At 67.5% G+C, this 14,076-nt stretch carries 15 protein-coding genes; 7 read left to right on the top strand and 8 right to left on the bottom strand.

Features of this window, described 5'->3' with window-relative positions; all coding sequences use genetic code 11:
- Window positions 1–16 precede the first annotated feature (16 nt).
- The 3 genes from kdgR to kduI form a co-directional block, all read right to left on the bottom strand.
- Window positions 17–874: a DNA-binding transcriptional regulator KdgR gene (gene kdgR, locus ACYP33_RS04530; RefSeq protein ID WP_459619990.1), complete on the bottom strand. Its 858-nt coding sequence runs from the start codon at window positions 872–874 to the stop codon at window positions 17–19.
- A gap of 63 nt (window positions 875–937) precedes the next feature.
- Window positions 938–1,723, bottom strand: coding sequence for a 2-dehydro-3-deoxy-D-gluconate 5-dehydrogenase KduD (kduD, locus tag ACYP33_RS04525; RefSeq protein ID WP_459619988.1), 786 nt, complete (start codon window positions 1,721–1,723; stop codon window positions 938–940).
- Window positions 1,724–1,728: 5 nt separating this feature from the next.
- Entirely contained in the window at window positions 1,729–2,565 is an 837-nt protein-coding gene (gene kduI, locus ACYP33_RS04520; RefSeq protein WP_414442442.1) for a 5-dehydro-4-deoxy-D-glucuronate isomerase, read from the bottom strand.
- A 273-nt stretch (window positions 2,566–2,838) separates the two neighbouring features.
- Between kduI and kdgT the strand changes: the two genes are divergently transcribed.
- A complete protein-coding gene (gene kdgT / locus ACYP33_RS04515; protein ID WP_459619986.1) occupies window positions 2,839–3,864 on the top strand; it encodes a 2-keto-3-deoxygluconate transporter in 1,026 nt (341 codons plus the stop codon).
- A 156-nt stretch (window positions 3,865–4,020) separates the two neighbouring features.
- Complete coding sequence (locus ACYP33_RS04510; protein ID WP_459619984.1) at window positions 4,021–4,641, top strand: HAD family hydrolase; 621 nt, start codon at window positions 4,021–4,023, stop codon at window positions 4,639–4,641.
- Window positions 4,642–4,755: 114 nt separating this feature from the next.
- Here the strand turns inward: ACYP33_RS04510 and ACYP33_RS04505 are convergent, their stop codons facing one another.
- Window positions 4,756–5,571: an inositol monophosphatase family protein gene (locus ACYP33_RS04505; protein ID WP_414442439.1), complete on the bottom strand. Its 816-nt coding sequence runs from the start codon at window positions 5,569–5,571 to the stop codon at window positions 4,756–4,758.
- A 286-nt stretch (window positions 5,572–5,857) separates the two neighbouring features.
- Between ACYP33_RS04505 and ACYP33_RS04500 the strand changes: the two genes are divergently transcribed.
- Together ACYP33_RS04500 and cysE are read left to right on the top strand one after the other, a co-directional pair.
- The gene (locus ACYP33_RS04500) at window positions 5,858–6,709 is read left to right on the top strand and encodes an RNA methyltransferase (protein WP_459619983.1); all 852 of its coding nucleotides are present in this window, start codon (window positions 5,858–5,860) and stop codon (window positions 6,707–6,709) included.
- A gap of 192 nt (window positions 6,710–6,901) precedes the next feature.
- Window positions 6,902–7,684 carry a serine O-acetyltransferase gene (cysE, locus tag ACYP33_RS04495; protein ID WP_459619982.1) on the top strand — a complete coding sequence of 261 codons (783 nt, stop codon included), beginning with the start codon at window positions 6,902–6,904 and terminating at the stop codon, window positions 7,682–7,684.
- A 28-nt stretch (window positions 7,685–7,712) separates the two neighbouring features.
- On the opposite strand, the gene ACYP33_RS04490 is transcribed toward cysE, so the two are convergent.
- The 4 genes from ACYP33_RS04490 to ACYP33_RS04475 form a co-directional block, all read right to left on the bottom strand.
- A complete protein-coding gene (locus ACYP33_RS04490; RefSeq protein ID WP_459619980.1) occupies window positions 7,713–8,516 on the bottom strand; it encodes a UDP-2,3-diacylglucosamine diphosphatase in 804 nt (267 codons plus the stop codon).
- A gap of 20 nt (window positions 8,517–8,536) precedes the next feature.
- Window positions 8,537–9,028 (bottom strand): peptidylprolyl isomerase, encoded by a 492-nt coding sequence (locus ACYP33_RS04485; protein WP_414451560.1) that lies wholly within the window; start codon window positions 9,026–9,028, stop codon window positions 8,537–8,539.
- Between the two features lie 97 nt (window positions 9,029–9,125).
- Entirely contained in the window at window positions 9,126–9,701 is a 576-nt protein-coding gene (locus tag ACYP33_RS04480; protein ID WP_459619978.1) for a peptidylprolyl isomerase, read from the bottom strand.
- Window positions 9,702–9,746: 45 nt separating this feature from the next.
- On the bottom strand, window positions 9,747–10,460 hold the full coding sequence (locus ACYP33_RS04475) for a tetratricopeptide repeat protein (RefSeq protein WP_459619976.1): 714 nt from the start codon (window positions 10,458–10,460) through the stop codon (window positions 9,747–9,749).
- Window positions 10,461–10,702: 242 nt separating this feature from the next.
- On the opposite strand from ACYP33_RS04475, the gene cysS reads away from it, so the two are divergent.
- The 3 genes from cysS to ACYP33_RS04460 all read left to right on the top strand — a co-directional run bounded on the left by cysS (window position 10,703) and on the right by ACYP33_RS04460 (window position 14,073).
- Window positions 10,703–12,097: a cysteine--tRNA ligase gene (cysS, locus tag ACYP33_RS04470; RefSeq protein ID WP_459619975.1), complete on the top strand. Its 1,395-nt coding sequence runs from the start codon at window positions 10,703–10,705 to the stop codon at window positions 12,095–12,097.
- Window positions 12,098–12,140: 43 nt separating this feature from the next.
- Window positions 12,141–12,995, top strand: a complete 855-nt coding sequence (locus tag ACYP33_RS04465; protein WP_459619973.1) for a DNA-3-methyladenine glycosylase family protein — start codon at window positions 12,141–12,143, stop codon at window positions 12,993–12,995.
- A gap of 106 nt (window positions 12,996–13,101) precedes the next feature.
- Window positions 13,102–14,073: an acetyl-CoA carboxylase carboxyltransferase subunit alpha gene (locus ACYP33_RS04460; protein ID WP_414442430.1), complete on the top strand. Its 972-nt coding sequence runs from the start codon at window positions 13,102–13,104 to the stop codon at window positions 14,071–14,073.
- Window positions 14,074–14,076 lie beyond the last annotated feature (3 nt).

Here is a 14,076-nt window from a genome sequence, read left to right as displayed (position 1 = left end):
CCCCCCCCCCGGCGATTCAGACGGCCGAAGCCTCGCCGTCGTTCTCGCCGCCGCCGCGATACCCGAGCTTCTCCGAAATCGCCTGCCCGGCCTGCTTGAGCAGCGCCACGTAATGCGGCTTGGTGTCGGCGCCGCAGCGCATGGTCGGAAACGAGATCGACAGCCCCGCGATCGCGCGGCCGAAGCGGTCGAACACCGGCACCGCCAGGCACACCAGCCCGTCTTCCTGTTCCTCGTTGTCCTCGCCGTAACCCTGCTCGCGCACGTGCGGAAGAATGCTCCAGACGGCTTCGGCCGAGGCCAGCGTCTTCGGCGTGGACTTGCGGAACACCACACGCGCGAGCGCCTCGCGCGCCTCGTCGGGCGCCATCCAGGCCAGCAGCACCTTGCCGATCGCGGTGCTGTGGAGCGGGTTGGTGCGGCCGATCCGCGAATGCATGCGCAGCCCGTAATCGGCGTCGATCTTGTGGATGTAGATGATGTGATCCTCGTCGAACGCGCCGAGATGCAGCGCCTCGCGCGTGAGCCGGCCGATGCGGCGCATCTCGATGTCGGCCTCGCGCACCAGGTCGACGCTGTCGAGCGCCTGCGCGCCGAGTTCGAACAGGCGGATCGTCAGCCGGTAGCGCTCGGTTTCGTCTTCCTGCGCGACGAAGCCGAGCGTCTTCAGCGTCTGCAGGAAGCGGTGCACGGTGGTCTTGGACATGCCGAGCCGCTGCGACAGCTCGCTGATGCCGATCGGGCCGTGCGCGCCGAGCGCTTCCAGCACGGCGAACACCTTGCCGGCGGCCGAGGCCGATTCGGCCTTGTCGCCGTCGTCGTTTCGCGCCCGGGACGCGGCCTCGTCCTTCCGGCGCGTGAGCATCGCTTCCATGTGCAGACCATCCGTCGAATATGAATCAGGCGTGAGCATAGCGTGTCCGGGCGCGGCGTTGCATCAGCGGGCCAGCCAGCCGCCGTCGACGGCCAGCGTGTGGCCGTGCACGTAATCGGAGGCCGACGAGGCGAGGAACAGCACCGGCCCGGCCAGATCCTCGGGCGCGCCCCAGCGTCCGGCCGGAATCCGGCCGAGGATTTCCTCGTTGCGCTGCGCATCCTCGCGCAGTTGCGTGGTGTTGTTGGTGGCCATGTAGCCTGGCGCGATCGCGTTGACGTTGATGCCGCGCGCGGCCCACTCGTTGGCGAGCAGGCGCGTGAGCCCCAGCACGCCGCTTTTCGACGCGGTGTACGACGGCACCCGCACGCCGCCCTGGAACGACAGCATCGACGCGACGTTGATGATCTTGCCGGGGCCGTCCTGCCGCACGAACTGCTTCGCCACGGCCTGCGCGAGGAAGAACACCGTCTTGAGGTTGGTGTCGATCACGACGTCCCAGTCGTCCTCGGTGAAGGCGAGCGCGTCGTTGCGGCGGATGATGCCGGCGTTGTTGACGAGGATGTCGATGCGGCCGAACGCCTCGACGCTGGCGGCGATCACGTCGTCGATCGGCGCGATGCTCGACAGGTCGGCGCGCAGGTCCAGGAAGCGGCGGCCGAGCGCCTCGACGCGCGTGAGCGTGTCGGCCGGCGCGCCGCGGTTGACGCCCACGATGTCGCAGCCGGCCTGCGCCAGCGCGATGGCCATGCCGGCGCCCAGGCCGGTATTGCAGCCGGTCACGAGCGCGACCTTGCCGCTCAGGTCGAAGGGGGAGGCCGGGGTCACGGTTCGGTTCTCGAGGCTCATGAGGCTTAGCGCAGCGCGGAAATCGCGACGTGGTCCATGTCCTTGAACACCTGGTTCTCGCCGACCATGCCCCAGATGAACGTATAGGCGCGCGTGCCGACGCCCGAGTGGATCGACCAGCTCGGCGAGATCACGGCCTGCTCGTTGTGCACCAGCAGATGGCGCGTCTCGGTCGGCTCGCCGCACATGTGGAACACCGCCGCGTCGTCCTGCATGCCGAAATAGAAATACACCTCCATGCGCCGCTCGTGCGTATGGCACGGCATGGTGTTCCACAGGTTGCCCGGTTCGAGCTTGGTCATGCCCATCGACAGCTGGCAGGTCTGCACGACTTCCGGAACGATGAACTTGTAGATGGTGCGGCGGTTGCTGGTGGACGGATCGCCGAGCGTTTCGGGCGAAGCCTGCGCCAGCGTGATGACGCGCGTGGGGTAGGCCGTGTGGGCCGGCGCGCAGTTCAGGTAGAACTTGGCCGGGCGGCTGGCGTCGTCGCTGCCGAACGCCACCGATTGCGCGCCCTGGCCGATATAGATCGCTTCCTCGAAGCGCACCGCGTGACGCGTGCCGTCCACGTCCACCCAGCCGTCGCCGCCGATATTGATCGCGCCCAGCTCGCGCCGCTGCAGCAGGTGATCGACGCCGATCGACTTGCCGAGCGAGGCCGGCACTTCCACCGCGCGCGTGGCGGGGAACGCGCCGCCCACGATGATGCGGTCGATATGGCTGTAGGTCAGTTGCAGCGCATCCGGCTCGAACACCTTCTCGACCAGGAAATGCCGACGCAGCCCGGCCGTATCGAGGGTTTTCGCGTGCTCGCTATGAATCGCCTGCCTGACTTCCATGTGCTGTCTCCGTGGGGGATCGATGCGCGGGCTGCCGCGCTCGGCGCCCGCTGGTGTTCCGGCATTAGAGCACAACCGGAAAATAATCGGAACATCGTTCCAACTATTTTTCTGGGCCGCCGGAAAATCCGCTGCGTCTCGATGCGGGGGCCGTGTCTTGGTGCAGGGTTAACCGCGATGGGAGGCGATCAGAGAATGGAATAACGTTCCGAAATCACGTCAGGAGACGACGGATTCGATAACGGACGCCTGCGTCCAGGGATGGAGAACCCAGTGAAAATCAAGAAATTCATCGACCGCGTGCCGGGTGGGCTGATGCTGGTGCCGATGGTGCTCGGCGCCTGCGTGCACACCTTCGCGCCCGATTCGGGGAAGTATTTCGGCTCGTTCACCAACGGGCTGATTTCGGGCACGGTGCCGATTCTGGCGGTGTGGTTCTTCTGCATGGGCGCGACCATCGACCTGCGCGCCACCGGCGTGGTGCTGCGCAAGTCGGGCACGCTGGTGCTGACCAAGACGCTGGTGGCGTGGCTCGTCACGCTGATCTGCGCGCGCTTCATTCCGGGTGACGGCATTCAGGGCGGGGTGTTCGCCGGGCTGTCGCTGCTGGCGATCGTGGCCTCGATGGACATGACCAACGGCGGCCTGTACGCCGCCGTCATGCAGCAGTACGGCACACGAGAGGAGGCCGGGGCGTTCGTGCTGATGTCGCTCGAATCGGGGCCGCTCGTCAGCATGACGATCCTCGGCGCGACCGGGGTGGCGGTGTTCGAGCCGCGGCTGTTCGTGGGCGCGGTGCTGCCGTTCCTGATCGGCTTCGCGCTCGGCAACCTCGACCGCGACCTGCGCGACCTGTTCGGCCGCTGCGTGCATCCGCTGATTCCGTTCTTCGGCTTCGCGCTCGGCAACGGCATCGATCTGCACGTGATCGCGACCAGCGGCATTCCGGGCATCTTCCTCGGCGTGGCCGTGATCCTCGTCACGGGCATTCCGCTGATCCTGGCGGATCGCTTCATCGGCGGCGGCAACGGCACGGCGGGCATCGCGGCCTCGTCCACGGCGGGTGCGGCGGTGGCCAACCCGGCGATCATCGGCGAGATGGTGCCGCGCCTGAAGCCGCTGGTGCCGGCCGCCACGGCCACGGTGGCCACGGCCTGCCTGATCACGGCGATCCTGGTGCCGATCGTCACGGCGATCTGGGCGCGGCGCTTCGCGAAGCCGGTGGAAGCCGGCGAGGCGGCGGGCGACGCCGGGCTGCAGCAGGTCGGCGTGTCCGCGCATCAGCAGGGCCATATCTGATCCGATCGCGCGCCGGCGTGCTGCCTGATGGCGGTGCGCCGGTCGTGGAATCGAGCGCCGGAGCGTGGTTGGCTCCGGCGTTGTCGTCGATGCGCGCTCCAGGCCGCGCAAATTTGCTATCGTCCGGGCTTGTTCGTTGCGCTACACGCCCTTGCCATGACCGACCGCATCGTTGCCGCCTTCGATTTCGACGGCACCATCACCACCTCCGACAGCTTCCGGCACTTCGTGCAGCAGGCCGTCGGCCCGATCCGTTTTGCCTGGGCCGGCCTGCGCGCGCTGCCGTGGATCGTCGCGATGAAGGCCGGCTGGATCTCGCGCGGCGCGGCCAAGGCGCGCTTCGCGTGGTTCGCGTTCGGGCCGATCGCGCAGGCCGAGCTCGAGGCGCGCGCCGCGCGCTTCGTCGCCACCGAGCTGCCGCGCCTGGTGCGGCCCGAGATGCTCGAACGCGTGCGCGAGCATCAGGCGCGCGGTCATGCGGTGGTGCTGGTCAGCGCGTCGCCGTCGCTGTATCTGGAGAAATGGGCCGCGACGGCCGGCATCGACACCGTGCTCGCCACGCGCCTGGCGTTCGAGGGCGGGCGCTTCACGGGCCGCTTCGATGGCGAGAATTGCTGGGGGCCGCAGAAGGTGGTGCGCCTCGCCGCGTGGTGGGGCGCGCAGCCGCCGGAGAAGCTGTTCGCCTATGGCGACAGCCGCGGCGACAAGGAGATGGCCGAGCGCGCCGATTGGTCGTGGATTCGCGGCCACGGGCCGATGGGGGCGATCGACGGCTGAGGTTGGGTTTCCCGCAAGCCGCCGGCCGCCGACGAAAAAAGGCCCGCATCGTTTCGATGCGGGCCTTTTTCATGGCGCGTCGCGAGCCGGGCGCACGCGGCGCCCGGCGCGGGCTCAGGACTGCTGGGCCGGCTTGTCGAGGCCGATGCGCGAGTAGCGATTCAGGATCGGGATCATCTGCGCGTAGACCTTCGGGTTCGCCGCGACGATCTCGTTGCGGTCGAGGAAATCCGATTCGCCGTGATAGTTGCCCACCAGGCCGCCGGCCTCGGTGATCAGCAGGCTGCCCGCGGCGATGTCCCAGGCGTGGATGCCTTGCTCGAAGAACGCGTCGAGGCGGCCCGCCGCGACGTTCGCCAGATCGAGCGCGGCCGCGCCCGGGCGGCGCAGGCCCGAGCAGGCTTGCGTCATTTCCATGAACAGGCGCGTGTATTCCTCGAGGCCATCCTTTTCGCGGAACGGGAAGCCGGTGCCGACCAGCGCGTCCGCCAGGCGGTCGCGGCGGCCGACGCGGATGCGGCGGTCGTTCAGGAACGCGCCGCGGCCGCGGGTGGCCGTGAACAGGTCGTTCTTGTTCGGATCGTAGACCACAGCCTGCTGCACCACGCCGCGATGCGCGAGCGCGATCGAGACGCAGTAGTACGGGAAGCCGTGGATGAAGTTGGTGGTGCCGTCGAGCGGATCGATGATCCAGACGTATTCGGATTCGTTGTCCGACTTGCCCGATTCCTCGGCCAGGATCGCGTGATCGGGGTAGGCCGTCTTGAGCGTGTCGATGATCGCGTCTTCCGCGGCTTTGTCGACTTCCGTGACGAAATCGTTGTGCTGCTTCTTGCGGACCTCGACCAGATCGAGATCGAGCGAGGCGCGGTTGATGATCTGCCCGGCGCGACGCGCAGCCTTGACAGCAATATTGAGCATGGGATGCATGAGCCTGATCCTGTAGCCGGCGGCAAGGGGCCGCCACGAAGGTGAACTGAACCGGCGAAGCGCCGCCCGGCAAGGCTGGGCGGACGTTTCGTCGACGGAAGACGCGAATTGACAAAGAACGGGGCGCTGGCGCTGTGCCGTTGCCCACTGCCATGACAGGCGGCGGGCAAGCGCGAAACCGGCATTTTACCCGAGTCGGGGCATTTTTCCGACCGTCACGTGGCCTGGACCGTTCGGCCGGGTGGGATTAGTGTGGCGTTGGCGCTACCATGACGCCCCGACTCTCATGTTCTTCGGACGGATCCACACGTTGGCAACCTCGCATTCCACCCCGGCCACGCTGTCCGGTCCTGATTCCGGCTCCGCCTCCGCCTTTACGGCCGCGCGCTTCGTGCTGGTCGAGCCGAGCCACCCCGGCAATGTCGGCGCGGCGGCCCGCGCGCTCAAGACCATGGGTTTCTCGCGGCTGGTGCTGGTCGCGCCACGCGTGGCCGACGTGCTGGCCGATCCGGACGCCATCGCCATGGCGAGCGGCGCCGACGACGTGCTGGCCGCCACGCGCATCGTGGCCACGCTCGACGAGGCGCTGGCCGGCGTGCAGTGGTCGGTGGCCCTCAGTGCGCGCAGCCGCGAATACGGCCCGCCGCGGCTTGCGCCGCGCGCGGCAGCCGGCGAGGCGCAGCGCCAGCTCGCCAGCGGCGAGATCGCGTTCGTGTTCGGCAACGAGCGCGTCGGGCTGTCGAACGAGCATGTCGAGCGCTGCAGCGCCATCGCGCATATCCCGGCCAATCCCGATTACAGCTCGCTGAATTTGTCGCAGGCGATCCAGGTGCTGGCCTACGAACTGCGCGTGGCGCTGCTCGAGGTCGCGGCACAGGCGCCGCAGCCGCACGACGGTCCGGTCGGCGCGGTCGGTGTGGTCGGCACGCTCGCGCAGGCCGAGGAGATCGAGCGGATGTTCTCGCATCTCGAAACGGCGCTGGTCGCGCTCGATTTTCTCGATCCGCACAACCCGAAAAAGCTGATGTCGCGGCTGCGGCGGCTGTTTTCGCGCGCCGGGCTGGAGCGCGAGGAGGTCAATATCCTGCGCGGCATCGCCAAGCACATCCTGATCAAGTCGGGCCGCGACGAGCGCTGAAGCGGCGGGGTGCCGGGCGTTCGCAGCCAATACCCCCGGCGTCGATGGGGGCAAGCGCGCACCGTCAGCGGCCGCGCGCGAGTCGCCCTACAATCGGTCGGCGCGTCATAAGCAAATGCCGTTGACGCATAAGGGCCGTGCGACGCAGAGAGCGCGGCGCATCCCCATCCCGGTCGACATCAGCCCCACACCATGTTCACGAGACTCCGAGAAGACATCGCGACGATCCGCGAGCGCGATCCCGCCGCTCGCAGCGCCTGGGAGGTGCTGACCTGTTACCCCGGCATCCACGCACTGATCTTCCATCGCATCGCGCACGCCTGCTGGCGGCGCGGCCGGCGCTGGCTCGGCCGCTTCGTGTCGCAGGTGGCGCGTTTCATGACCGGCATCGAGATCCACCCGGGCGCCACGCTCGGGCGGCGCGTGTTCATCGATCACGGCATGGGCGTGGTGATCGGCGAGACGGCGGTCGTCGGCGACGACTGCACCATCTATCAGGGCGTGACGCTCGGCGGCACGTCGCTCACGCGCGGCGCGAAACGGCACCCCACGCTCGAGCGCGGCGTGATCGTCGGGGCGGGGGCGAAGGTGCTGGGCGGGTTCACGATCGGCGAGGGCGCGAAGATCGGCTCCAACGCGGTGGTCGTCAAGCCGGTGCCGGCAGGCGGCACCGCCGTCGGCAATCCGGCGCGGGTGGTCATGCCGGCGCAGGCGCCGGCCGAAGCGAAACGCGGCACGCCCGAGCGCGCCGCGTTCAGCGCCTACGGCATCACGCCGAACGCCGACGACCCGATGTCGCTCGCGATTCACGGCCTGGTCGATCATGCGGCGAAGGAAGCGCAGCGCGTCGACGAGGTGGTGGCGGCGCTGGAGCGGCTCGGCGAGCGCTTCGAGGCGCTGCAGGCCGACGGGCGGCTCGATCTGCGCAGGTTGTCGGCCGCGCTCGGCGGCCACGCGATCGAACATACCGGGTGAAGCGGGGGCGGCACACGCCGCCCGCCGTTCAGGATTCGAGCGGCAGGGCGCGCACGCCTTCGGCGTCGAGCCGCAAATAACCGCCGCGTGCCGCGCCGTGGTCCAGATCCCAATCGGGCAGCACCCAGCGCGTGCCTTCCGGCTCCACATGCCGGGCCGGGCGGTGCGTGTGGCCGTGGATCATCAGGTCGGCGCCGCTGCGGCGGAACAATCGCGCGATGCCGTGGCGCGTGACGTCGTAGCGCGGCGACACCGGCCGCTCGCGGCCCGATTCGCTCTTGGCGCGCATGCGTTGCGCGAGCCCGCGCCGCCATGCCAGCGAGCGCGCGAGGAACAGCCACTGCGCGAGCCGGTTGCGCGCGAACCTTCGGAACCATTGATAGCCGCGATCGGCCGTGCATTGCGCGTCGCCATGCGCGAGCACGATGCGCTTGCCGAACGCGAGCACCACGGATGGATCGGGCACCAGCATCGCGCCGGCTTCCTTCATGAAGCGCTTGCCGAGCAGGAAATCGCGGTTGCCGTGCATCACGTAGAGCGCGATGCCGCGCTCCGGGAACGTGTGCAGCAGCGCGGCGATGTGCCGGGCGAACGGGTCGTCGTCGAGGATATCGTCGCCGACCCAGTATTCGAACAGATCGCCGAGGATGAACACCGAATCGGCGCTCGCGGCCGTGACGTGCACGAAGTGCTCGAACGCGGCGACGGTACGCGGAATCGCGTCGCTCAGGTGCAGATCGGAGATGAACAAAAACGGGCGTGCCGCGTGAGCGAGACTCTGCTCGCCCGGCACGCCCCCGGAGACGCTTCGCGGCGGTGTTTCCTGCAGCATCGAAGTGCCTCCTCGCCGCGTCAGACCACCACGGCCTTTTCGATCACGACGTCGTCGGCCGGCACGTCCTGATGGAAGCCCTTGCTGCCCGTCTTGACGGCCTTGATCTTGTCGACCACGTCCTGGCCTTCGACCACCTTGCCGAACACGGCGTAGCCCCAGCCTTGCGGCGTCGGCGACGAGTGGTTCAGGAAGTCGTTGTCGTTGACGTTGATGAAGAACTGGGCCGTGGCCGAGTGCGGATCGTTGGTGCGCGCCATCGCGACCGTGTAGTTCGCGTTCTTCAGGCCGTTGTTCGCTTCGTTGTCGATCGGCGCTTCGGTCGGCTTCTGCTTCATGCCCGGCTCGAAACCGCCGCCCTGGATCATGAAGTTGTTGATGACGCGGTGGAACACCGTGTTGTCGTAGTGGCCGGCCTTCACGTAGTTGAGGAAGTTTTCCACCGACTTCGGTGCCTTGTCGGCGTCGAGTTCGAGCTTGATCACGCCGTGGTTCGTATGCAGTTCAACCATGATGGTTCCTTCGTTGAGGGTGGTGAAAATGGCAAGCGGCCGGTCGAAACGACGCGGCCGCGAGACGGGGCGCGTACCTGCGCGCCGGTTGATCGGCTTACTTGCCGACGACGCTCGCCGAATCGATCGTGATCGGCTTTTCCGGCACGTCGCGCATGCCGCTGCGCGAGGTGGTGGGCGTCGCCTCGATCTTCTTGACGACATCCATGCCCGACACGACCTTGCCGAACACGGCATAGCCGTTGCCGTCCGGGTTCGGGTAGTCGAGGTTGGCGTTGTCGACGGTATTGATGAAGAACTGCGCGGTGGCCGAATTCGGATCGCTGGTGCGGGCCATCGCGATCGTGCCGGTCACGTTCTTCAGGCCGTTGCGGCTTTCGAGCGGGATCGCCGCGCGGGTCGGCTTTTCGTCGAAGTTGGCCTTGTAGCCGCCGCCCTGGATCATGAAGCCCGGGATCACGCGGTGGAAGATCGTGCCGTTGTACTGGCCGGATTTCACGTAGTCGAGGAAGTTGGCCACGGTCTTGGGGGCCTTCTCCGGATACAGCTCGACGCGGATCTCGCCCTGCGAGGTCTTCAGTTGCACGACGGGATGCGTGGCGGCCGTTTGCGCGTACGCCGGTGCGGTCGCAACGAGGGCGGCGCTGCCGAGCGCCAACAACAGACGTTTCATGACGATCCTCTGGATGATGGGTAAAAGGCGCGTGGCGATGCGGCGTCAGTTCGACGGCGCGAGGTAGGGCGGCGTCGTCAGCGACGTGCCGCTCACGCCGAACTGGAAGCTCGGCGACAGCGGCAGCGTGGTGGTGGAGACGTTCGCCGCCGCGGCGTTCGACAACGCGCTCGTGCGGCTCGCGGCGGCAGGCGCGGCGGCGGAGGCCGGCGACGGCGAGACGATCCGGTCGATATCGGCCAGCCGCTGCGCGGTCGGGCCGCTGGTGTGGCCGAGCTTCTGCGCGCGCTTGTACGATTCGGCCGCGAGCCGCAGGTACAGATCGCCGAGGTTCTCGTAGGCCACGGTGTAGTCGGGGTTGGCCTGGATCGCGGTGACGAGCGCGGCGCGCGCTTCTTCATAGCGGCCATGCTTGGCATACAGCGCGGCGAGATTGTTGTACGGCTCGGGGAGTTCGGGGTAGGCCTGGGTGATCGCGGTGAACTGCCGGATCGCGTCGTCGTCGCGATTCAGCCGCGCGAGCACGGTGCCTCGCTTGAACTGCGCCTGCACGTCGCGCGGGTTCGACGCGATACGCGCGTCGAGCTGCGACAGTGCGGCCGACCAGTTGCGGCTGGTGATCGACGTGTCGATTTCCGGCGTGCCGTCGGCGGTGGCGGGAGCCTTCTGGGCAAAGGCCGGGAAGGCCAGCGCTGCACCGAGTACGGCGGTTGCAACGAGGGTCGCAGCGCTCGGCGCGCGGCCGCGGGAAGATTTCATGGGCTTAAATCGCAATGTTATACTCCGACCCATTCTAGCAAATCGTCCGCGCGTTCCGGCGAGCCGCGGACTGTCTTTTGCCTCTCGCAGCCGTTTCTTACGGCCATTGACGCTTCGCCCGCCGTCCGTTCGGCGCCGCCGTTGCGCGGCGAGTCGAGTCGGCCCGCGGCAGGCGCTCCGAGCGGAATCTCTTGCAAGCGCCCGTCGCCAGGGCGGCACCCATCGGCTCTCGTTTCATCTCTATGGAATCTCTGCGCATCTACAACACGCTCGCGCGTGACAAGCAAGTCTTCGCGCCAAGGCATCCTGGCGAAGTACGGATGTACGTTTGCGGCATCACCGTATACGACTACTGTCACGTCGGGCACGCGCGCATGATGGTCGTGTTCGACATCGTGCAGCGCTGGCTGCGCGATCTCGGCTATCGCGTGACGTACGTGCGCAATATTACCGACATCGACGACAAGATCATCCGCCGCGCGGTCGAGAACCGCGAGACGATCGCCTCGCTCACGTCCCGCTTCATCGCCGCGATGCATGAAGACCTGGATGCGCTCGGCGTCGAGCGGCCCGAGCACGAGCCGCGCGCGACGCAGTTCATCCCGCAGATGCTCGGCATGATCGAGAAGCTCGAAGCCAACGGCTACGCCTATCAGGCGACGGACGGCGACGTCAATTACGCGGTGCGCAAGTTCGCCAACTACGGCCGCCTGTCGGGCAAGTCGCTCGACGATCTGCGCGCCGGCGAGCGCGTCGCCGCGAACGACGCCAAGCAGGACCCGCTCGATTTCGTGCTGTGGAAGAGCGCCAAGCCCGACGAGCCGGCCGATACGAGCTGGGATTCGAAGTACGGACGCGGCCGGCCGGGCTGGCATATCGAATGTTCGGCGATGGGCTGCACGCTGCTCGGCGATCACTTCGACATCCACGGCGGCGGCCAGGATCTGCAGTTCCCGCACCACGAGAACGAGATCGCCCAGAGCGAAGGCGCCACCGGCACCCCCTTCGTCAACTACTGGATGCACAACGGTTTCGTGCAGGTCGACAGCGAGAAGATGTCGAAATCGCTCGGCAACTTCTTCACGATCCGCGAAGTGCTCGCGAAGTACGACGCCGAGGTGATGCGCTTCTTCATCGTGCGCACCCATTACCGCTCGCCGCTCAATTACAGCGATGTGTCGCTCGACGATGCGCGCGCCGCCCTCACGCGCCTGTATACCGCGCTGAAGGATGTGACGCCCGACGCGGCGCCGCTCGATCGCGACGAGCCGCATGCGCAGCGTTTCGCGGCCGCGATGAACGACGACTTCAACACGGCGCTGGCCGTGTCGGTGCTGTTCGAACTGGCCGGCGAAGTCAATCGCACGGGCTCGCCGTCGCTGGCGCGTCAGCTCAAGCATCTCGGTGCGCTGCTGGGCCTGCTCGGCCGCGAGCCGCGCGCCTATTTGCAGCAGGCTGCCGGCGCGGCCGACAATGCGCTCGACGCCGAGGCGGTCGAGGCGCAGATCGCCGCGCGCACTGCGGCGAAGCTGGCGAAGAACTATGCCGAAGCGGACCGGATCCGGGCGCAATTGCTCGAAGCCGGCGTCGCGCTTGAAGACAAACCGGGCGGGTTGACCGAATGGCGTCGCGTTTGATCGCGCGTCGTCCGTTCCGCTGACCCGCCAGGCAGGAGGCAAGATGGCAACGGGCAGGAAAGTGCCGGCGAAGCGCGCGGCACGCACGGCGAACGTGTCGCCGGTGGCCGCGAAGCGTGCGCCGGCCGGGAAGGTCGCCGCCAAGCGCGCGGACGCCATTAACGGCGCCGCGCATGCGCCGCTCGCGCGTGTCGCGGCGAAGGCCGCGCCCGCCGAGCGCCGCGAGCCGCCGGCCGAGGCGGAGGCACCGGCGCATGCCGACGCCGTGCTCGAGGTGGTGGTGCGCCCGCCCTATTGGGACAAGGCCTGCGCCGATCTCGTCAAGCGCGACCGCATCCTCAAGAAGCTGATCCCGAAGTTCGGCCCGGCCCATCTGGTCAAGCGCGGCGACCCGTTCGTCACGCTTGCGCGCTCGGTGGTCGGCCAGCAGATCTCGGTCGCCTCGGCGCAGGCCGTGTGGGCCGCGATCGAAGCGGCCTGCCCGAAGCTCTCGCCGCAGCAGGTGATCCGGCTCGGCCTCGACAAGCTCGGCGCCTGCGGCCTGTCCAAGCGCAAGTCCGAGTACATCATCGATCTGGCCCAGCACTTCGTGTCCGGCGCGCTGCACGTCGACAAGTGGACCTCGATGGAAGACGAGGCCGTGATCGCCGAGCTCACGCAGATCCGCGGCATCGGCCGCTGGACGGCCGAGATGTTCCTGATCTTCAACCTGTCGCGGCCCGACGTGCTGCCGCTCGACGACCCCGGCCTGATCCGCGCGATCAGCGTCAACTATTTCAGCGGCGAGCCGGTCACGCGCAGCGAGGCGCGCGAAGTGGCCGCCAACTGGGAGCCGTGGCGTACGGTCGCAACCTGGTACATGTGGCGCAGTCTGGACACGGAAACCGGCGACGCTTGACCCGGATTGACTATTGCTTAGGTTGGGTCGATAGTTTCGACCCGATTTTGATGCGGGCGAGCGCGGTTAGAATACGCGCTGCCGCATGACCCAAGGATTCTCATACATGAAGACCACGTTTCTGGATTTCGAACAGCCGATCGCCGAACTTGAAGGCAAGATCGAAGAACTGCGTTTTGTGCAGGACGATTCGGCTGTCGACATTTCGGAAGAGATCGAGCGTCTGTCGAAGAAGAGTCAGCAGTTGACCAAGGATCTCTACGCGAACCTGTCGCCCTGGCAGGTTTCGCAGATCGCGCGTCATCCGCAGCGCCCGTACACGCTCGATTACGTGAACGAGCTGTTCACCGATTTCCATGAACTGCACGGCGACCGCGCCTTTGCCGACGACCAGTCGATCATCGGCGGTCTGGCGCGTTTCGGGGGCACCCCGTGCATGGTGATCGGCCATCAGAAGGGGCGCGACACCAAGGAACGCGCGGCGCGCAACTTCGGCATGCCCCGCCCGGAAGGCTATCGCAAGGCCGAGCGCCTGATGCGCCTGGCCGAGAAGTTCAGCCTGCCGCTGTTTACGTTCGTCGATACCCCGGGCGCGTATCCGGGCATCGGCGCCGAGGAGCGCAGCCAGTCGGAAGCGATCGGCCGCAACCTCTACGTGATGGCCGAGCTGAAGACGCCGATCATCACCACCATCATCGGCGAAGGCGGCTCGGGCGGTGCGCTCGCGATCGCCGTGGCCGATACCGTGCTGATGCTGCAGTTCTCCACCTATTCGGTGATCTCGCCGGAAGGCTGCGCGTCGATTCTCTGGAAGAGCGCGGCGAAGGCGCCGGAAGCGGCGGAAGCGCTGGGCCTGACCGCGCATCGCCTGAAGGCGCTCGGCCTGATCGACAAGATCGTCAACGAGCCGCTCGGCGGCGCGCATCGCGATCCGAAGGGCATGGCCGCGCTGCTGCGCCGTGCGCTCGCCGACACGCTGCGCCAGTTCCAGGGCATGGGCATCGATGCGTTGCGCGAGCGCCGCATGGAGCGCCTGCTCGGCTACGGCAAGTTCAAGGAAACCACGCCGGGCCTGTGAGCC

This window comes from Burkholderia sp. 3C (genome assembly GCF_054589155.1).
This window is presented reverse-complemented; position numbering and strand designations above follow the sequence as displayed.

What these genes read in the sequence shown, in the direction of transcription:
- kdgR (WP_459619990.1), bottom strand. Translation starts at nt 874, where the DNA reads ATGGAAGCGATGCTCACGCGCCGGAAGGACGAGGCCGCGTCCCGGGCG.
- kduD (WP_459619988.1), bottom strand. Translation starts at nt 1,723, where the DNA reads ATGAGCCTCGAGAACCGAACCGTGACCCCGGCCTCCCCCTTCGACCTG.
- kduI (WP_414442442.1), bottom strand. Translation starts at nt 2,565, where the DNA reads ATGGAAGTCAGGCAGGCGATTCATAGCGAGCACGCGAAAACCCTCGAT.
- ACYP33_RS04510 (WP_459619984.1), top strand. Translation starts at nt 4,021, where the DNA reads ATGACCGACCGCATCGTTGCCGCCTTCGATTTCGACGGCACCATCACC.
- ACYP33_RS04505 (WP_414442439.1), bottom strand. Translation starts at nt 5,571, where the DNA reads ATGCATCCCATGCTCAATATTGCTGTCAAGGCTGCGCGTCGCGCCGGG.
- ACYP33_RS04500 (WP_459619983.1), top strand. Translation starts at nt 5,858, where the DNA reads ATGTTCTTCGGACGGATCCACACGTTGGCAACCTCGCATTCCACCCCG.
- cysE (WP_459619982.1), top strand. Translation starts at nt 6,902, where the DNA reads ATGTTCACGAGACTCCGAGAAGACATCGCGACGATCCGCGAGCGCGAT.
- ACYP33_RS04490 (WP_459619980.1), bottom strand. Translation starts at nt 8,516, where the DNA reads ATGCTGCAGGAAACACCGCCGCGAAGCGTCTCCGGGGGCGTGCCGGGC.
- ACYP33_RS04485 (WP_414451560.1), bottom strand. Translation starts at nt 9,028, where the DNA reads ATGGTTGAACTGCATACGAACCACGGCGTGATCAAGCTCGAACTCGAC.
- ACYP33_RS04480 (WP_459619978.1), bottom strand. Translation starts at nt 9,701, where the DNA reads ATGAAACGTCTGTTGTTGGCGCTCGGCAGCGCCGCCCTCGTTGCGACC.
- ACYP33_RS04475 (WP_459619976.1), bottom strand. Translation starts at nt 10,460, where the DNA reads ATGAAATCTTCCCGCGGCCGCGCGCCGAGCGCTGCGACCCTCGTTGCA.
- cysS (WP_459619975.1), top strand. Translation starts at nt 10,703, where the DNA reads ATGGAATCTCTGCGCATCTACAACACGCTCGCGCGTGACAAGCAAGTC.
- ACYP33_RS04465 (WP_459619973.1), top strand. Translation starts at nt 12,141, where the DNA reads ATGGCAACGGGCAGGAAAGTGCCGGCGAAGCGCGCGGCACGCACGGCG.
- ACYP33_RS04460 (WP_414442430.1), top strand. Translation starts at nt 13,102, where the DNA reads ATGAAGACCACGTTTCTGGATTTCGAACAGCCGATCGCCGAACTTGAA.